Source organism: Sandarakinorhabdus sp. (assembly GCF_987265915.1).
In genome coordinates this window covers 1,333,684-1,352,917 of sequence record NZ_OZ503948.1, presented here as the reverse complement: position 1 = coordinate 1,352,917, position 19,234 = coordinate 1,333,684, and the positions used below count along the sequence as shown (strand labels likewise).

The following is a 19,234-nucleotide window of genomic DNA, read 5'->3' as shown; positions in this document are numbered from 1 at the left end:
GGGACCTGCCGGCACATGGATTGGACTCAGACACCGCGCCGTTCGAGCGCCATGCGCCGCGAGCAGAATCTTGCGCTGGTTTCGGCGGTGATGTCTGGCGCGGTGATCGCGGCCGGTCTGTTGCTGCTGTTGGTGGCGCGGGTGAACCCTGAAACCGCCAGCGGCATCCGAACGATAGCGACCGATCTGGTGACGCCAGTGTGGGGCGTGGCGCGCGCGCCCATCGATGGCATGGCCCGGCTGTTTGTCAGGATCGGCGATTATTTCGGGGCGGTGTCACGCGCCGAGGCGCTGGAAACCCAGCTTGATCTGGCCAATGCCCGACTGCGGCAATCCCGGGCGCAGGCGCGGGAACTGGTGCAATTGAAACGGCTGATGGCGGTGCGCGAACCAAATCGGCAGGTGATCGCCACCACCCGCATCGCCGCCGCCACGTCGGGCAGCGTGGTGCGCTTTGCCATGCTGGCCGTCGGCGCCGCCGGCGGGGTGGCGCGCGACATGCCGGTGATCGGCGCCGATGGCCTGGTGGGGCGCACGCAGGACGTTGGCCAGGTCAGCAGCCGCGTCCTCCTCATCACCGATCCGCTGAGCCGCGTGCCGGTGATCGTCGAGCGCACGGGCCAGGCCGGGCTCGCCGCCGGGCGCAACCAACCATCATTGGTGCTGATCGACCGCGTCGGCCCCGATTTGCCGCTGCGGGTGGGCGATCGCATCGTCACCTCCGGGGATGGCGGCGTTTACCCACCCGGCGTGCCGGTCGGCGTGGTGATCGAACTGCGCAGTGATGGCCCGGTGATCCGCCCGGCGCAACCGCCGCTGGGCGCCGGTTTTGTCACTGTGGAAACCGCCTGGCTGCCGATGCCGGCCGAAACCGCCCTTGGGCCGGTGTTCGATGCGCCGGTGCCGGTGGAGGCGCGCACCCGCGGCGCGCCAAAGCCGCGGCTGCGCAGTGCCGAACCGGGGGCCGAGCCCGCAGCGACTGCCACGCCGGTTGTGCCCCCAACTCTGCCCGTATCATGATTGCCTCCCCGCCGCCCCCTGCCCTGCTGATGACCCCGGCCGAGCGCCGGCGCTGGGTGCTGGCCAGTTGGCGCTATGCGGTGCCGGCGGTAACCAGCATTGTCATGCTGATGCTGATGCTGGCGCCGCTACCGCTGGTGGTGCCGATCATGCCGCATCTGGGCCTGCTGGCCGTGCTGGCCTGGGCCATGCTGCAACCCGGCCTGATGCCGCCCTGGGTGGCCTTCTTTGTCGGCGCGATTGCCGATCTCTTGTTCGGCCAGCCACTTGGGGTCAATGCCACGCTGTTTGCTGTGGCTGCCAGCGTCATGCGGCTGCTGGAACGGCGGGTCGGGCGCCATGGCCATGGCTTTGATTGGGCGCTGGCGACCATGATCATGCTGGGGGTGATGGCCGGCACCGGGCCGTTGATGGCGCTGGCCGGGCGACCGGTGCCGATGGCGCCGATGCTGTGGCAAGCGCCGGCCAGCCTGATGGCCTGGCCGCTGGTGGTACGCCTGGCAGCGGCCATCCAGTTGCGCCTGGTGGCGTCGATGCCTGGTTGGCGCCATGGATGATCCGGCCCGTCGCCTCGGGTTCTCGCGCCGCGCTTTGCTGCTGGGCGCTGGGATGGCTGGCACCGGCGCATTGCTGGCCGGGCGGCTGGCGTGGCTTTCGCTGTTCGAAGGCGAACATTATCAACTGAAGGCGCAGGAAAATCGCGTCCAGAACCGGCTGATCCCGCCGCGGCGGGGCTGGATTGTCGATCGCAACGGCAAGCCGCTCGCCATGAACCGCCCGGATTACCGGCTGGAACTGCGCCCGGCCGAGGTGGAAGATCTTGATGCCACATTGATCGCCATTCGGCAGGTGATCGATCTGGACATCGCCGACGAATATCGCATCCGCGACGATATCGGCAGCCAGCCCAGCTTCATGCCGGTGGTGGTGCGCCAGAATCTGACATGGCCGGAATTTTCCGCCTGCAACGTGCGGCTGGCGACCTTGCCCGGCGTGTCGGCGGTGCAAAGCTTCTCGCGCTATTATCCCGAAGGCGATCGCCTGGCGCATCTCCTCGGCTATGTCGGGGCGCCGACGCCTGAGCAATATCGGACAAGCCGCGATGCGCTGCTGATCTACCCCGGATTCCGCATCGGCAAGGATGGCATCGAACGCCATGAGGACAAGCAGCTGCGCGGCACCGCCGGCGCATCGCGCGTGGAGGTGACGGCGCGCGGCGAGCTGGTGCGCGAACTGGGCACCCGCGCCGACGATCCGGGTGACACGCTGAAGCTCACCATCGATCGCGAACTGCAAAGCTATACGGCGCGGCGGCTCGCCGACAATTCGGCCAGTGTCATCGTTATCGACTGCCAGACCGGCGACCTCCGGTGCATGGTCTCGATGCCGGCCTATGATCCCAATATCTTCTCCACCCGCGTGCCGGCCAGCCTGTGGAAGGCGCTGCAAGCCGATGATCATACCCCGCTGCTCAACAAGAGCGCCATGGGCCTGTACCCGCCCGGATCGACCTTCAAGCTGGTCACCACGCTGGCGGCGTTGGAGGCCGGGGTCGATCCCGACGAGATGATCGGCTGCAGCGGCGCCTATCGGCTGGGCACCAACACCTGGCATTGCCACGCCCGCCGCGGCCATGGCGGGGTCAATATGCACCGGGCGCTGCCGCTGTCGTGCGACACGTATTTCTATATCATGGGGCGGCGCATCGGCATCGATGCAATTGCCGCCATGGCGCGGCGGCTGGGGCTGGGCCAGGAATATGATCTGCCGGTGCCGGGCCAGGCCAGCGGCATCGTGCCCGACAAGGCGTGGAAACAGCGGCGATACGGGCCTGATCCAAAAAAAGGCGGCTGGCGCGAAGGCGAAACCCTGAATGCCGCCATCGGCCAAGGCTATATCATCACCAACCCGTTGCAATTGGCGGTAATGACGGCGCGGGTGGCCAGCGGCCGCGCCGTGTTGCCGCGCCTGATCGCCAATGGTCCCGCGCCCGAATTTCCCTCGCTGGGTATCCCCGAAGCGCATCTCGCGCTGGTGCGGCAGGGCATGATCGATGTTGTCAATGCCCGCATCGGCACGGCGCGGGCGGCGCGCAGCGCGGTGCCCGATGTGGTGATCGCCGGCAAGACCGGCACGGCCCAGGTGCGCCGCATCAGCATGGCCGAACGCCGCCGCGGCGTGATCCGCAACGAAGCCCTGCCGTGGAAACAGCGCGACCATGCGCTGTTCGTCGCCTTTGCCCCGGCCGGCGCCCCGCGCTATGCCGCTTCGGTGATCCTGGAACATGGCATTGCCGGCGGGCGCTATGCCGCGCCGATCGCACGCGATGTGCTGACCTACATGTTCGAACCGGAACGCGCGCTTGCGGTGCTGCCCGCCATCGAAGCCGATGCCGCCAAGCGCCGCGCCGAACGCCACATCAGCGAAACCGCCGCCAGCATCGCAATGGAACGCCGGCAGATGATGCCAAGCTGGCTGAAGATCGATCTGGCGCCGCCCGAATATGAAATCGCCGACGCCGACGCGCCGCAACCACCCAGAGACCCGGAATAATGGATCTGCTCAACGGCCCCTGGCGACGTGAGCTGGCGCGCCTGCCGTGGGGCATCGTGCTGCTGGTGGTCGCCATCGCCGGCTTTGGCCTGGTCGTGCTCTATTCGGCGGCCGGCGGCTCGCTCAATCCCTGGGCACTGAAGCAGGGCATCCGCTTTGCCATCCTGCTGGGTGCGGCGGTGGGGCTGGCGATGGTGCCGCCCGAACGCTGGCTGGCCTGGGCGTGGCCGATCTATTTCACTCTGCTGGCGGCCTTGCTGGGCGTCGAGCTGGTCGGCGCGGTGCGCGGCGGCAGCCAGCGCTGGCTCGATATCGGCATCATGCAATTCCAGCCATCGGAATTGATGAAACTGGGCATCATCCTGGCGCTTGCGCGCTATTATCATTATGTGCCAAAGGGTTATGAAAGCCGACCCGATGTGCTGCTGCCCGCGCTGGCGTTGATCGCCATGCCGGCCGGGCTGGTGATGCTGCAACCCGATCTGGGCACCGCGCTGGCCATCGTGTTCGGCGGGGTGGCCGTGCTGTTCCTGGCCGGGGTGCGGCTGTGGCTGTTCGGCGCGGCGGCAGCCGCCATGGCCGCCATGCTGCCGGTGGCGTGGTCGCTGCTGCATGAATATCAGCGCAACCGCGTGCTGATCTTCCTCGATCCCGAATCCGATCCGCGCGGCGCCGGCTATCACATCACCCAAAGCAAGATCGCCATCGGTTCGGGCGGGCTGACCGGAAAGGGGTTCCTCAACGGCACGCAAAGCCATCTCGATTATCTGCCGGAACTGCACACCGATTTCGCCTTTGCCACCATGGCCGAGGAATGGGGCCTGATCGGCGGCCTCTATGTGATCATCCTCTATGGCTGCGTGCTGGCGTGGGGCATCCGCACCGCAATGGACGCGAATAGCCAGTTCCAGCGCCTGATGTGCGTGGGCCTGGTGGCGACCCTGTTTTTCTATCTGGCGATCAACATGATGATGGTGATGGGCCTGGCGCCGGTGGTCGGCATTCCGCTGCCGCTGATCAGCTGGGGCGGCAGCGCGATGATGACGGTGATGATCCTGCTCGGCCTGGTCATGGGCATCGCCCGCGCCAACCGCCCTCGCGATTGATCAGCGGGCCGAACCTGTCAAAAACAGGTTTACAACCCCCCCCACCCCCTGCTATCCGCCCGCTCCCGATGGGTGCAACCACCCACCGTACCGCCCGCCAGAGGCGAGATGGACACATAGCTCAGTCGGTAGAGCAGCTGACTCTTAATCAGCGGGTCCTTGGTTCGAGCCCAAGTGTGTCCACCATCTTTCCCGATGACTTAACCTGAAAATCATTGGCGGATGTTCGAAATCCGATGTCCGCCGAAGAGTCGCCCGGCTGCAGGCGCTACCGTCCATTGGCTGCGCCATCCGTACCGGGATCAATTACCAGGTAGCGCCGGCAAATCCTTGGCCAGACGGTCGCGCAATTCGCGCCGCAGGAACTTGCCGCTGGCGTTGCGTGGCAGCGGGTCGTCCAGGAACCAGATGTGGCGGGGCACCTTGTAGCTGGCAATCAAGCTGCCGACGAACGCGCGCAGATGGGCTTCGTCAAGCCGCTCACCGGGCTTCAGCACGACCGCAACGGCCACTTCCTCGCCAAGCCGGTGATCAGGCACGCCGAACACGCAGCATTCGGCCACCGCGGGATGGCGGTAGATGGCGGCTTCGACCTCGGCGCAATAGACATTCTCGCCGCCGCGCAGCACCATGTCCTTCTTGCGATCGACGATGAAGATGAAGCCGTCCTCGTCGATCCGGGCGATGTCGCCGGTGTGCAGCCAGCCATCGGTGATCGCGGCCGCGGTCGCTTCGGGGCGGTTGATATAGCCCTTGATGACGGCGGCGCCCCGCACCCAGAGCTCACCGATCTCACCCGGCGCCACGCTGTTGCCGGCCTCATCGACGCATTTGGCTTCATAGCTGGGCATGGCCGGGCCGGCGCTGTCGGGCTTGTCGACAAAGAAGTCGCCGGAGACCGAAGTGATGATCCCGCAGGTTTCGGTCATGCCATAGCCCGTGCTGGGGCGCGCGCTGGCCACCCTGTCTTCGATCTTGTGCACGAGATCGGGCGGCACCTGGGCACCGCCGCCCGACATCGCGGTCAGGCTCGATACGTCGGTGGTGGCGAAATCCGGGTGGTTGATCAGTTCGCGCGCCATCACCGGCACGCCGCCGATCGAGGTCACCCGTTCCTTCGCGATGATGCGCAGCGCTTCGCCGGCGTCCCAGCGGTACATCAGCACGATGGTGCCGCCGGCGGCGGTGGTCGCATAGGCGCCGCAGTTGTTGGCAGTGACATGGAACAGCGGCGTCGTCAGCAGGGATACCGGCACCGGCGCGGCAGCCGGCGGCGCGGCACCGGTGGCGCGCTGCACCGCCAACGCTGTCGATGCGCCGGCATAGAGCATGTTGTACAAATTGGTGATGCAGCCGCGATGGGTGAGCTGCGCGCCCTTGGGAAAGCCGGTGGTGCCCGACGTGTAGAAGATACAGGCATCGGCATCGGGATCGATCGCCACGTCGGGCAAGTCACCCTCATGGGCGATGACGTCGGCGAAGGATGTCACGCCCGGCTCCGGTCCGCGCAGCTTCACGCCGACCAGCGCCAAGCCGGCCGGCGGCGCGGCGGTCTCGCGATAGCGGTCGAGCCGATCGGCATCGAGGAACATGGCCTTGGGCGCCGAATCCGCCAGCGCATAGGCCATTTCCTCGGCCGTCCACCAGGCGTTCATGCCGACGACGGCAATCCCGGAGCTCACGCAGGCCCAATAGATCAGCATCCATTCGGGATAGTTGCGCATGGCGATCGCCACCCGGTCGCCCGGGCTGATGCCCTGCGCCGCCAGCCAGGCCGCGATGGCATCGACGCGGGCGTGGGCTTCGGCATAGGTCAGCCGTTCGTCGCCATAGACGAGATAGGTCCGCTCGGCGAAGGCGCGCGTCGATTGCCACAAGGCCCGCACATCGGGCAGCGCGCGGGCATAGGCGCGCACGGTGATGCCATTGACGTTGATGGGAACAATCTCGAACGCGCCACCGGGGCCCGTCAATTCTTCCCGCGCCTTCGCCAGCTCCGCGTAGTGCATGAATCTCCCCAACCCCTTGTATCTTTCCAACGATCATACACGCGATCCGACGCCCGATAAGCTATCTAGAGCCATCGGATGGGACGCCGCCGCCCACCCTGAACGGCGCCGCAGGCTTGCCGCTCGATTGACCTTCGTCGCCAGAGCGGCAATGTTGGGCGCAAGGGCATCACCCGGGGCAAATCCGGCTGCACGGGCCGGGCCGGATATCCAAGTTTCGGAGTATCATCTTGAAACGACGTGAATTTCTGGCGTTATCCGGTGCTGCGGGCGGGTTGGCGATGGGCATGCCGTTCGGGCGGGCCATCGCTGAGGAGGCGCTTGGCGACCGCATCGATATCGCGATCAAGAAACGGCTGGCCGATGCCGCCCTCGGCGCTGCGACCGGTGCCGGCGCCAGCTATTGCGACGTGCGCGTCGGGCGCTATCTGCGCCAGTCGGTGATCACCCGCGAGACAAGGGTGGACAATATCGTCAACGCCGAATCGACCGGGATCGGCGTGCGGGTCATTGCCGATGGCGCCTGGGGCTTTGCCGCCACCAATGAGCTGACCGTCGATGCCGCCGCCAAGGCCGCGCGCGCGGCGACCGCCATCGCCAGGGCCAATGCGAAGACCCAGGAAGCGCCGGTGCAACTGGCGCCGGTGAAAGGCGTCGGCAGCGTCAGCTGGGCCACGCCCATCCAGCAGAATGGCTTGGCTGTGCCGATCAAGGAGAAGGTCGATCTGCTGATCGGCGTCAACGCCGCGGCGATGGCGGCCGGGGCCAATTTCATCAATTCGACCCTGTTCCTGATCAACGAGCAGAAATTTTTCGCCAGCACCGATGGTTCGTACATCGATCAGGATGTGCACCGCATCTGGGCGCCGTTCACCGCCACCGCCATCGACAAGGCGAGCGGCAAGTTCCGCAGCCGCAATGGCCTGTCGCAGCCGATGGGCATGGGATATGAATTCCTGCAGCCCAAACCCGCCGGGCGGCATGAATTGCCGGGCGGCGCGGTGGTGTACAGCACATCCTATGACATGCAGGCCGATGCTGTCGCCGCCGCCCGCGATGCGCGCACCAAGCTGACCGCGCCCTCGGTGAAGCCCGGCAAATATGATCTGGTGCTTGATCCCACCCACAGCTTTCTGACCATCCACGAATCCGTCGGCCATGCGCTCGAACTCGATCGTGTGCTTGGCTATGAAGCCAATCTGGCCGGCACCAGCTTTGCCACGCTCGACAAGCGCGACGCCGGGTTCCGCTATGGCAGCGAGATCGTCAATTTCACCGCCGACCGCACCGAGCCGACCAGCCTGGGCGCCATCGGCTATGACGACGAAGGCGTGAAGGCCAAGCGCTGGGACCTGGTTCGGAACGGCGTCCTGGTCGATTACCAGACCATCCGCGACCAGGCGCATATCCTGGGCAAGACTGAGTCCGATGGCTGCTGCTATGCCGACAATTGGTCGAGCGTGCAGTTCCAGCGCATGGCCAATGTCTCGCTGCAGCCCGGCAAGAGCCCGCTCACGCCCACACAGATGATCGCCGGCGTGGAGAACGGCATCTACATGCTCGGCCGCGGTTCCTATTCGATCGATCAGCAGCGCTACAACGCGCAGTTCGGCGGTCAGCTGTTTTTCGAGATCAGGAACGGCAAGGTCGGCGCCCAGATCGAGGATGTCGCCTATCAGATGCGCACCCCGGAATTCTGGAACGCCTGCACGGCCATCTGCGATGCCAGCGACTATCGGCTGGGCGGCACGTTCTTTGATGGCAAGGGCCAGCCGTCCCAGGTGTCGGCGGTCAGCCATGGCGCGGCGACGGCGCGGTTCAACGGGATCAATGTCATCAACACGGCACGCTCGCTGGGTTAGGCAAATACAACAGTTCGGTTGACCTTCGCCGTCAACATGGCAATGTTGTGCAGCGGGGGCTGGCCCCCGACACGACCATCAACGATCGGAGCACCACCTTGAAACGACGTGACTTTCTCGCCCTTACCGGGCTGGTCGGTGGCGGCTTCGTCGTGCCATCGGCGTTTGGTCGCCTGATCGCCGCCGAAGAATTGCAATCCAGTATCGATGTGGCGGTGAAAAAGGCGCTGTCGGTGGCGGCACTGGAGGCGGCGACATCCGCCGGGGCCAGCTATTGCGACGTGCGGGTCGGGCGTTATCTGCGCCAGTTCGTCATCACGCGCGAAAATCGCGTTGAAAATGTCGTCAACACCGAATCGACCGGTATCGGCGTGCGGGTGATTGCCAACGGCGCCTGGGGCTTTGCCGCCACCAACGAGATGACCGCCGATGCCGCCGCCAACGCCGCGCGCCAGGCCACCGCCATCGCCAAGGCCAATGCGACGACACAGACAGCGCCGGTGCAGTTCGCCCCGACCAAGGGCGTCGGCGAAGTCAGCTGGAAAACGCCGATCGTCAAGAATGCCATGACGGTGCCGGTGAAGGACAAGGCCGACATGCTGCTGGGCGTCAACGCCGCGGCGCTGGGGGCCGGGGCGGATTTCGTCAATTCGATCCTGTTCCTGGTGAATGAGCAGAAATATTTCGCCAGCACCGATGGCTCGTTCATCGATCAGGATGTCCACCGCATCTGGACCCCGATGACCGTGACCGCCATCGACAAGAGCACCGGCAAGTTCCGCACCCGTTCGGAACTGTCCACCCCGGCCGGGCGCGGCTTTGAATATCTCGATGGCAATGCCGCCGACAAGTTCGTCTCGCCCAACGGCGTCATCAACTATGGCAAGTCCTACGACATGAAGGAGGACGCCATTGCAGCGGCCAAGCAGGCGCGTGCCAAGCTGACGGCGCCGTCGGTGAAGCCCGGCAAATATGATCTGGTGCTCGATCCGTCGCACACCTGGCTGACCATCCATGAATCGGTCGGCCACCCGCTCGAGCTCGATCGCGTGCTGGGCTATGAAGCCAATTATGCCGGCACCAGCTTCGCCACGCTCGACAAGCGCGAGGCGGGGTTCCAGTACGGCAGCGACAAGGTGAACATCACCGCCGACAAGACCGAAGTCGGCAGCCTTGGCTATGTCGGCTATGACGATGAAGGCGTGCCTACCAAGAAGTGGGACCTGATCCGCAACGGCAAATTGGTGGATTATCAGGCGATCCGCGATCAGGCGCATATCCTGGGCAAGAAAGAGTCGGACGGCTGCTGCTATGCCGACAGCTGGTCGAGCGTGCAGTTCCAGCGCATGGCCAATGTCAGCCTGGAGCCCGGCAAGGCCAAGCTGAGCGTGGCCGACATGATCGCCGGCGTCGAAAACGGCATCTACATCATCGGCGACGGCAGTTTCTCGATCGATCAGCAGCGTTTCAACGCGCAGTTCGGCGGTCAGCTATTCTATGAAATCAAGAACGGCAAGCTGGGCGCGCAGATCGAGGATGTCGCCTATCAGATGCGCACGCCGGAATTCTGGAATGCCTGTGCCGGAGTGTGCGACGCCAGCGATTATCGCCTCGGCGGCTCGTTCTTCGATGGCAAAGGCCAGCCGGCGCAGGTCTCGGCGGTCAGCCATGGTTCGTCCACGGCGCGCTTCAACGGCATCAACGTCATCAACACCGCCCGTTCACTCGGTTGAGCGGCGCAGGAGGCACCATGAGCATCATGACCGAAGACCAGGCCCGCACCATCCTTGCCAAGGTGATCGCCCTGTCCAAGGCCGACGAGTGCACCGCGCAATTGGCCGGCAGCACCGAAGGCAATATCCGCTTCGCCCGCAACAATGTTTCAACGAGCGGCATCGTTTCCGACACCGAACTTTCCGTGCAGGTCGCCTTTGGCAAGCGCGTCGGTATCGCGACCATCAACGAATTTGATGATGCGGCGCTGGCCCGCGTCGTGCGCCGCGCCGAGGATCTGGCGAAACTGGCGCCGGAAAATCCGGAGTTCGTGCCGGCGGTGGACAAGCAGACCTATGCCAAGACCGACACGTTCAGCGCCGCGACGGCCGCGATCACGCCGGAATTCCGCGCCAAGGTTGCCGCCACGTCGATCGCGCCATGCAAGGCCGCCAATCTGGTCGCCGCCGGTTATCTCAGCGATCGCAACAGCTTCACCGCCACCGCCAACAGCCGCGGCAACATCGGTTATGCCACCGCCACCACGCTGGATTACACCTGCACGGTGCGCACCGCCGATGGCCGCGGTTCCGGCTGGGTCGGCCGCAATGTGCAGGATGCCGCCGATTTCGATGCGGCCACCGAAATCCAGACGGCGATGCGCAAGGCCAGTGCCTCGGCCGAAGCCCGGGCGCTGGAGCCTGGCAAATATACGGTGATCCTCGAACCGGCGGCGGCCGCCGGCCTGATCAGCTTCATGATGAACTTCTTCGATGCGCGCCAGGCCGATGAAGGCCGCAGCTTCCTTTCCAAGAAGGGCGGCGGCAACAAGATCGGTGAGCTGGTCTATGATCCGCGCGTCAACCTGACCGCCGATCCCGGCCACCCCGGCGCCGCAGTGCTGCCCTGGGATGGCGACGGCCTGCCGCGCGAAAAGATGGACATCGTCAAGGACGGCAAGATCGCCAATCTGCAATATTCGCGCTTCTGGGCGCAGAAGCAGGGCAAGCGCGTCATGGGCGATCCGGGCAATCTGATCATGGCCGGCGGCACCAAATCCACCGCCGATCTGGTGCGCAGCACGGCCAAGGGCATCCTCGTCACCCGCACCTGGTATATCCGCATGGTCGATCCGCAGACGGTGCTGCTGACTGGCCTGACCCGCGACGGCACCTTCTATATCGAAAATGGCCAGATCAAATATCCGCTGAAGAACTTCCGCTTCAACGAATCGCCGGTGATCATGCTCAACAACATCGATGAACTCGGCCGCCCGGTGCGGGTGGCGGGCGATGAAAGCAGCCTGGTGATGATGATTCCGCCGATGAAGCTGCGCGATTTCACCTTCACCTCGCTGTCGGACGCTGTCTGATCGTGCAGCGCGGGTGCCCGAATCTCACCCGCGCTGCCTTCCTGCGCCTCGCCCTCGCCGCGGCGCTGCTGCCAGCGGCGGGGCGCGCGGCGGCACGGGCAAATTCTGGCCCCCATGATTTCTGGTTCACCCGGCTGAAATACAACAGCGGCGACTGGGATGTGGACCAGCGCATGCCGAACAATGTGCTGACTTCGCTGATCGACTACACCAATCTGCGCGTCGATCCCAAGGAACGTGTCGTCGCCCTGTCCGATCCCGCCATGCTGGCCGCGCCCTTCTGCTATCTGGCCGGGCACAAATTGGTGGAGTTCGACCCCGCCGAACGCCGCAATTTTGCTGCGTATATCCGCAACGGCGGCTTCGTGCTGGTCGATGATTGCAACCATGACATCGACGGCCTGTTCGCCAAGAGTTTCGAAGCCGAAGTCGCCCGCAGCTTCGGATCGCGCGCGCTGCAGAAAATCCCGAAAACCCACAAACTCTATTCCAGCTTCTTCAAATTCGATGGCCCGCCGGCCACCGGGCTGGAGCTCAACGGCTGGGGCGATGATCTCGTCCATGATTATCTGAAGGGCGTCGTCATCGATGGCCGCCTCGGCCTGCTCTACAGCAACAAGGATTATGGCTGTGAGTGGGATTATGATTGGAAAAACAAACGCTTCCTGGCGGTGGACAACACCAGGTTCGCGGTCAACATCGTCATGTATGCGCTGAACAGTTGAGGGCCCGAATGGACGTTACCGAACGCGAGATCGAAGCCCGCCTGTCGCGGTTGGGCGACCTGCGCGCTGCCATCGCGCAGGCCATCGTCGGCCAACAGGATGTGGTCGAACAATTGCTGATCGGGCTCTTGGCCGGCGGCCACTGCCTGCTGGAAGGCGTGCCCGGCCTTGGCAAGACCTTGCTGGTGCGATCGCTGGGCGAAGCGCTCAAGCTGCAATTCCGCCGCGTGCAGTTCACCCCCGATCTGATGCCGAGCGACATTCTCGGCACCGAACTCCTCGAAGAAGACCATGGCACCGGCAAACGCCATTTCCGGTTCCAGCCCGGGCCGGTGTTCACCAACCTGCTGCTCGCCGACGAATTGAACCGCACCCCGCCCAAAACCCAGGCCGCGCTGCTGGAGGCGATGCAGGAAAAGACCGTCAGCTATGGCGGCGTCACCCACAATCTGCCGCGGCCATTCTTTGTGCTGGCCACGCAGAATCCGCTGGAACAGGCCGGCACATACCCGCTGCCCGAAGCCCAGCTCGATCGCTTCCTGCTGCTGGTGCGGGTGGAATACCCGACCGAATCCGAAGAACATGACATTATCGCCGCGACCACCGGCAACCGCGTCGCCAGCGTGCCGCAGGTGATGGATGCCGATGATGTGCTGGCGCTGCAGGGCTGGGTGCGCGACGTGCATCTGGGCGAGGATCTGCTGGGGTGGATCACGCGGCTGGTGCGCGCCAGCCGGCCAGGGCCGGCCGCGCCCGATATCGTCAATAATTATGTGCGCTGGGGCGCCGGCCCGCGCGCCGGCCAGTCGCTGGTGCTCGCCGCCAAGGCGCGGGCGCTGCTGCAAGGCCGGCTCGCCGTCACCCGCGACGACATCGCCGCCCTGGCCGCGCCGGTGATGCGCCACCGCCTGCTGCTGTCGTTCGCGGCTGAGGCCGAAAGCAAGAGCGCCGACGATGTGATTGCCGGCCTGCTGCGCGCCGTGCCGCCGCCGGCGGGATGAGCATTCAGCGTGCCGCCAACGTCACCTCTTCCCTTGCGGGAGAGGTCGGACTCGCGCCCTTGCGCGAGCCGGGAGAGGGGTGGCGACAGTGACCCTTATCCCCCCAGCCGTGCGCAACCGCCTTGCCGGCCTGCGTCTCACCGCGCGGCGTGCCGTCGATCTGCAAGGCCTGGGCCTGCATCACAGCCGCAGCCGGGGTGCCGGCCTCGAATTCGCCCAGTATCGCGCCTATGAACGCGGCGACGAACCGCGCGCCATCGATTGGAAGCTCTATGCCCGATCAGACCGGTTTTTCGTGCGCGAATCCGAACGCGAAAGCCCGTTGGCCCTGTGGCTGCTGATCGATGCCAGCGCCTCGATGGCGCAGGAGGACGAGACCGGCCCCGGCTGGTCGCGCCTTGCCGCAGCGCGCGGGCTGGCCGCCTGCATGGCCGAACTGGCGCTGCGCCAGGGCGACCGCTTCGGGCTGGTTGGCCTGTCCGCCGCTGGACTGCGGGTGCTCGATGCCGGCGGCGGCGCGCGCCAGCGCGACCGGCTGGCGCTTGATCTGCACGCGCTGGCCGCGGCGGGCAGCTTCCCGGCGTTGGCGCAGTTGATGCCGCTTTGGGATCGGATCGGCGCGCATGATCTGGTGGTGATGATCAGCGATTTCTTTGATCCGCAGGCGATGGACCTGGCCGCACGCCTCGCCGGCGCACGCCGCGAAGTGCTGGCCATCGAAGTGCTGACGTCAAGTGAACGCGATTTCGCCTACCCCGGCGGCCACCGTTTTCGCGATCCGGAAACCGGCGAAGAATTGCTCGGCGATGGCCCGGCCTTGCGCGCGGAATTTCTGGCGCGCTTTGGCGCTGCGCGTGCCGCCCGCCATGCCCGTTTCGACAGCATCGGCATCCGCCATGCGGCGCTGATGCTGGATGAACAGCTCGACGTGCCGCTGCGCGCGCTGTTCGGTGCCCATTCGGCCGGGGAATATGGCTGATGCCGGCGCTGCTGTTCCCTGCGGCACTCTTGGCGCTGCTGGCGCTGGCCCTGCCGCTGCTCATCCATCTGGCGCGGCGCAGCGAGGCCCGCCCGACCGATTTTGCCGCGCTTGAATGGCTGCGCGAAAAGCCACGGCCGAAATCCCGGCTGCGCTTCGATGAATTTCTCCTGCTGGCGCTGCGGCTCCTGCTGATCATGGTGATCGCGCTGTGGCTGGCGCGCCCGGTGCTGCCCAATAGCGCCGACCAGACGCCGGTGGTGGCTGCAGTGCCCGGCGTTGATGCCGGGCCGCCGGCTGCGGCCACGCGCAACATCTGGTTGGCCAGCGGCTTTCCGCCCGGCGACGAACCACAACCAAGCTGTCTGGCGCAGGCCTGTCCTTCGATTTTTTCCCTGATCCGCCAGCTCGATGCCGAACTGCCCCCCGGCGTGCCGCTCACCCTGATCGTGCCCGAAATCCTTGCCGGCGACGCCGAGCGCCCGCGCCTGTCGCGTGCCGTCACCTGGAAGATCGTCCCCGGCGCCATGCCTGCGCCAGCCTCTGCACAACCGCGCTTGCGCTTCACCCTGCCCGCCGGCAACGATCCGGCGTTGCGCTATGTGCGGGCGGCGGCGAGCGCGCTGGAAGCGCCGGGCACACCGACAGGGACCATCACTGTTCACCTCGCCCCCGGCCCCTTGCCGGATAATCTGCGCGCCGTGATCACCAATGGGGGCACTGTGCTCGCCGGATACGACGTCACCGCCCCCCACCCAACCACCCCCGTCTGGCACGATGACGACGGCCAGCCGCTGGCCACAGTGCAACGCATCGGGCGCGGGCAGCTGTTTCGCTTCACCCGACCGCTCGATCCGGCGGCGATGCCGATCCTGCTCGATCCCGATTTTCCCCGGCAGCTGGCCGCGATGCTGGCGCCGCCGCCGCCGCCAGGCCGCGCCATGGCCCGCGATATGGCCCCCACGACGGGCGCCGCCGCCTGGCCCGTGCCGGCGCGCGACTTGCAACCCTGGCTGGCGCTGGCCATCGCCGTGCTGTTCCTTGCCGAACGCTGGCTGGCGACCCGCCGCAGCCGCGCAGTGTCGCCATGACCGCTGCTGTTCCGGCCGCCGCCTTTGTCGCGAATTGGTCCCGCCCGGCCCGGTTGCGCAGCGCCGCAAATGATCTTGCCATCGCGCTGCCGCTGCTGATCGCTGCCGCCGCCCTGGCGGCGCGCTGGGGCGGATGGCCGGCGGCGGCTGGCAGTTTCGTTGCCGGTCTCGCCCTGGTGGCGGCCGTCGCCCATCTGCGCAGCCGCCGCTTCGACAAGGTCTGGCTCGTCCGCCAGCTCGACGCCGCCCACCCCGATCTGGAGGACAGCAGCGACCTGCTGGTGACGGGCGCCGCGCTCGGCCCGCTGCAACGCCTGCAACGCCAGCGCATCGCCGCGCGCCTTGCCGCCATCGATGCCGCCACGCTGCGCCCCGATTGGCAGACCAGGCCCATCGCCGCCGCCTGGCTGATCGGCCTCGCCCTCACGGCGGCAGCAATGCTGTGGCCCGCCGCCGATGGCAGTGCGCCGCTGCGCCCGCCTGCCCGTGCCGCCGCCCCGGCCGGCCCGCCGCGCCTGATCGCGCAGCGGCTGCGCATCACGCCGCCGGCCTATACCGGCTTGCCCGCCCGCGACGCGGCGCTCACCGCCCGCGCGCCCGCCGGCTCACGGCTGGCCTTTGCGCTGCGCTTTGCCCCGAACCCGGCCAGCGCCGCGCTGCAAGGCGTCGATGGCCGGCGCATCCCCCTCGCCCGCTCCGGCGACGATTGGCTGGCCAGCGCCACTCTCAATCGCTCGCTGCTCTACCGCGTCGTCGCGGCCGGCGCTGCGCCCGGCCCACTGCAGCGCATCGACGCCGTGCCCGACACACCGCCCGCCATCCGGGTGATCGAGCCTGAACGCACCCTCACGCCGCTGGCATTCGGCCAGACGCGCTGGCGGTTGCGGTTCGACGTCAGCGACGATCATGGCGTCGCCGCGACCGCCCGCCTGCGCCTGATCGTCACCAGCGGCGAAGGCGAGAATATCACATTCCGCGAAACCAGCCGCGCCCTCTCCGGCAGCGGTGATCGAACGCGCCGGCGTTTCGACACGAGCCTCGACATTCGCAGCCTTGGCCTGACCGCCGGCAACGACCTTGTTGCGCAGCTGATCGTGGCCGACAATCGTGTGCCGGAGGTGCAGATCAGCCGCAGCCCCAGCCTGATCCTGCGCTGGCCGCCGGATCTCGGCCAAGACGCGGGCGGACTGGACGGCATGGTGAAAACCGTGCTGCCGGCCTATTTCCGCAGCCAGCGCCAGATCATCATCGACACGCAAGCCCTGATCAAGCAGCGCCGGACCCTGATTCCGGCGCGTTTCCTGGCGCAATCAGACACGATCGGTGTCGATCAACGCACGCTGCGCCTGCGCTATGGCGGGCTGCTCGGCGACGAAACCAGCGAGGCCCCGGTGCTGCCGACCAGCGATGCGCCCGTCGCTGCCGAAAAGCCAAAGGACGCGACGCTGCCCAGCGGCCATGCCGCCGACGATGGCCACGACCATGGCGCCGCCAAGCCGGTGTTCGGCAGCGCCGAAGACGTGCTGGCCGATTATGGCCACGCCCACGCCGAAAGCGATGCCGCCACGCTGATGGACCCGGCCAGCAACAACCTGCTGCGCCAGGCGGTCGATGCCATGTGGCAATCCGAGCTGAACCTGCGCCAGGGTGCGCCGGAAAAGGCGCTGCCCTTTGCCTTTATCGCGCTCGCCCGCATCAAGGCGGTGCAGCAGGCCACCCGCATCTACCTGTCGCGCACCGGGCCGGAACTGCCGCCGATTGATCTGGACCGGCGGCTGAGCGGGAAGCGCACCGATATCACCGCGCCGGCCCTCGCCCCGGCACCACGCGCCAGCGATGGCGTGAATGCGGTGCCGGCGGCGGCCTGGCGCGCGCTGGCCGGCCCCGGCCCGATCAGGCTGGATGCGGTGCAGGCCTGGGCCGCCGCGCACCCGCCGGCAGATCCGCTGGCACTCGCCGCCGCCATCGATGCGGTGCAGCGCGACCAGGGCTGCACCGCCTGCCGCAAGGCGCTGCGCGGCCAGTTGTGGGCGGCGATGGCACAGCCGCCGGCGCAAGTGCTGCGCCGCGCCGCCGGGGACGCCGCCGGCAAGCGTTACCAGGCGGCGCTGCAATGACGGCGCTTGGCCTGATCTTGGCGCTGGCGGCGCTGATCGGCATCGCACGCCTGCTATGGTGGCAGCGCACCTCGCCGGCCCCGGCCACGCCGTGGCGGCTGGCGCTGCTGGCTGCGCTGCAACTGGCCAGCGCCGGCTTGCTGTGGTTGACGCTGGAACCGCCGCCGATCGCGGGCAGCGGCGGCACCTTGGTGGTCGCCACGGCCGGTACGCCGCGGCTGGCGGCACTGGCCACCGGGGATGCACTGGTCGCCCTGCCCGAAGCGCCCACCTTGCCCGGCGTGGAACGCGTGCCGGATCTGGCGACCGCGCTGCGCCGCCATCCCGGCACGCGTGCCCTGCGCATCATCGGCGCCGGCTTGCCGCCGCGCGACCAGCAGCCCGCCGGCCTACCGCTGGCCTTTGATCCAGCGCCGCTGCCGCGCGGGCTGGTGTCGCTCAACGCGCCGGCACCGGTGGCGCCGGGGGCGGCGTTTCGCGTCGGCGGCAGCGTCGATGGTGTGCCGGGTGGCCGCGCTACCCTGTTCGATCCGGCCGGGCGCAGTGTGGCGAGCGTGGCGCTTGGCCCGTCGGGCGATTTCACTCTGGCGGGGACGGCCGGTGCCGTTGGCGGGAGCGAATTCACCCTGCGCATCAGCGATTCCGCAGGACGGCCGGTCGAAACCGCCACCGTCCCGGTGGTCGCCGCCGAAGCTGCGCCGCTGCGCGCGTTGATCGTCGCCGGCGCGGCCGGCCCCGATCTCAAATATCTGCGGCGCTGGGCCACCGACGCTGGCCTCGCCGTCAGCGCCAGCATCGCCGCCGGCAACGGGCTCGACATCGGCGACGCGCCACCCCGGATTGATGCTGCCAGCCTGGCGAAGCTCGATCTGCTCGTTCTCGATGAGCGCAGCTGGGCCGCGATTGGCGCGGGCGGCCGGGCGCAAGTGCTGATCGCCGTGCGCGCCGGGCTGGGGCTGGTGCTGCGCATCACCGGGCCGCTGCCCGACGCGACCCGGCGGGAATGGGCGGTACTGGGCTTTGCCACCGACGATGCCATCACCCCGCTGCGCCTGCCCGGTGTGGGGCCGGTGCTGACGCAGATGGTCACACGCCCCGGCCGCGACATGGCGGGCAGGCTGGGCGGCGTCGCGGCGGCGCAGTGGCGCAATCTTGGCCGCGGCCGCATCGGGCTGTGGCCGGTGACCGATCTCTACACGCTGGTGCTGGCCGGCGAAGGCCTCCGCCACGGCGCAATCTGGAGCGAGATCGCTGCCACCCTCGCCCGCCCGCAAGCCGGTTTGCCGCCGCGCCTCAGCCCCGATGCCGCGCCGGGCGCGCGCCTGACGATCTGCAACCTCGGCCCCGCCGCCAGCGTTCGCCACCCCGATGGCGCGATCACCACACTGATCATCGATGCCGGCTGCGCCGCCTTCTGGCCGCGCCTCGTCGGCTGGCACGAACTGCGCACGCCGGCCGCCGCGCCATTCTTCGTCGCACCGCCCAGCCAAACGCGCACCGCCGCCCAGGCCCGCGCCGCGACGTTGGACCTCGTTCAGCCCGGCAGCGCCACGGCCGCCGCACCGCCGGCGCGCGGCCCTAGTTGGCCCTGGTTCATCGCCTGGCTTGCGGCATCAGCCTTGCTGTGGTGGTTTGAGCGCAGCCGCTTCGGCCGGGTCATGGCAGGTTAGGCCGCGAACGCCTAAA

General features: G+C 67.3%; 14 protein-coding genes and 1 tRNA gene. 14 read left to right on the top strand and 1 reads right to left on the bottom strand.

Annotation, left to right across the window (positions count from 1 at the left end; all coding sequences use genetic code 11):
• Positions 1 to 15: 15 nt before the first annotated feature.
• From mreC to AC6UUM_RS06570, 5 genes are all read left to right on the top strand, one after another.
• Positions 16 to 1,020 (top strand): rod shape-determining protein MreC, encoded by a 1,005-nt coding sequence (gene mreC / locus AC6UUM_RS06590; RefSeq protein WP_500804534.1) that lies wholly within the window; start codon positions 16 to 18, stop codon positions 1,018 to 1,020.
• Complete coding sequence (mreD, locus tag AC6UUM_RS06585) at positions 1,017 to 1,577, top strand: rod shape-determining protein MreD (RefSeq protein WP_500804533.1); 561 nt, start codon at positions 1,017 to 1,019, stop codon at positions 1,575 to 1,577. The genes mreC and mreD overlap by 4 nt, the downstream gene beginning before the upstream one ends.
• Positions 1,570 to 3,573, top strand: a complete 2,004-nt coding sequence (mrdA, locus tag AC6UUM_RS06580; RefSeq protein WP_500804532.1) for a penicillin-binding protein 2 — start codon at positions 1,570 to 1,572, stop codon at positions 3,571 to 3,573. Before mreD ends, mrdA begins: the two co-directional genes overlap by 8 nt.
• Complete coding sequence (rodA, locus tag AC6UUM_RS06575) at positions 3,573 to 4,679, top strand: rod shape-determining protein RodA (RefSeq protein WP_500804531.1); 1,107 nt, start codon at positions 3,573 to 3,575, stop codon at positions 4,677 to 4,679. Before mrdA ends, rodA begins: the two co-directional genes overlap by 1 nt.
• Before the next feature lie 110 nt (positions 4,680 to 4,789).
• Positions 4,790 to 4,865: transfer RNA gene (locus tag AC6UUM_RS06570), tRNA-Lys, on the top strand.
• A gap of 116 nt (positions 4,866 to 4,981) precedes the next feature.
• Here AC6UUM_RS06570 and AC6UUM_RS06565 read toward each other — a convergent pair.
• The gene (locus tag AC6UUM_RS06565; RefSeq protein ID WP_500804530.1) at positions 4,982 to 6,688 is read right to left on the bottom strand and encodes a class I adenylate-forming enzyme family protein; all 1,707 of its coding nucleotides are present in this window, start codon (positions 6,686 to 6,688) and stop codon (positions 4,982 to 4,984) included.
• Positions 6,689 to 6,918: 230 nt separating this feature from the next.
• Here AC6UUM_RS06565 and AC6UUM_RS06560 point away from each other — a divergent pair, with 230 nt between their 5' ends.
• From AC6UUM_RS06560 to AC6UUM_RS06520, 9 genes are all read left to right on the top strand, one after another.
• Positions 6,919 to 8,550, top strand: a complete 1,632-nt coding sequence (locus AC6UUM_RS06560) for a TldD/PmbA family protein (protein WP_500804529.1) — start codon at positions 6,919 to 6,921, stop codon at positions 8,548 to 8,550.
• Between the two features lie 98 nt (positions 8,551 to 8,648).
• Positions 8,649 to 10,283, top strand: a complete 1,635-nt coding sequence (locus AC6UUM_RS06555; RefSeq protein WP_500804528.1) for a TldD/PmbA family protein — start codon at positions 8,649 to 8,651, stop codon at positions 10,281 to 10,283.
• Between the two features lie 17 nt (positions 10,284 to 10,300).
• Entirely contained in the window at positions 10,301 to 11,635 is a 1,335-nt protein-coding gene (locus AC6UUM_RS06550; protein WP_500804527.1) for a TldD/PmbA family protein, read from the top strand.
• 2 nt (positions 11,636 to 11,637) lie between these two features.
• On the top strand, positions 11,638 to 12,360 hold the full coding sequence (locus AC6UUM_RS06545; protein ID WP_500804526.1) for a DUF4159 domain-containing protein: 723 nt from the start codon (positions 11,638 to 11,640) through the stop codon (positions 12,358 to 12,360).
• Between the two features lie 8 nt (positions 12,361 to 12,368).
• Positions 12,369 to 13,361 carry an AAA family ATPase gene (locus tag AC6UUM_RS06540; protein WP_500804525.1) on the top strand — a complete coding sequence of 331 codons (993 nt, stop codon included), beginning with the start codon at positions 12,369 to 12,371 and terminating at the stop codon, positions 13,359 to 13,361.
• A gap of 88 nt (positions 13,362 to 13,449) precedes the next feature.
• Complete coding sequence (locus AC6UUM_RS06535) at positions 13,450 to 14,340, top strand: DUF58 domain-containing protein (RefSeq protein ID WP_500804524.1); 891 nt, start codon at positions 13,450 to 13,452, stop codon at positions 14,338 to 14,340.
• Positions 14,340 to 15,431, top strand: a complete 1,092-nt coding sequence (locus AC6UUM_RS06530; protein WP_500804523.1) for a BatA domain-containing protein — start codon at positions 14,340 to 14,342, stop codon at positions 15,429 to 15,431. The genes AC6UUM_RS06535 and AC6UUM_RS06530 overlap by 1 nt, the downstream gene beginning before the upstream one ends.
• The gene (locus AC6UUM_RS06525) at positions 15,428 to 17,548 is read left to right on the top strand and encodes a DUF4175 domain-containing protein (RefSeq protein ID WP_500804522.1); all 2,121 of its coding nucleotides are present in this window, start codon (positions 15,428 to 15,430) and stop codon (positions 17,546 to 17,548) included. Before AC6UUM_RS06530 ends, AC6UUM_RS06525 begins: the two co-directional genes overlap by 4 nt.
• Positions 17,545 to 19,218 carry a carboxypeptidase regulatory-like domain-containing protein gene (locus AC6UUM_RS06520; protein WP_500804521.1) on the top strand — a complete coding sequence of 558 codons (1,674 nt, stop codon included), beginning with the start codon at positions 17,545 to 17,547 and terminating at the stop codon, positions 19,216 to 19,218. The genes AC6UUM_RS06525 and AC6UUM_RS06520 overlap by 4 nt, the downstream gene beginning before the upstream one ends.
• Positions 19,219 to 19,234 lie beyond the last annotated feature (16 nt).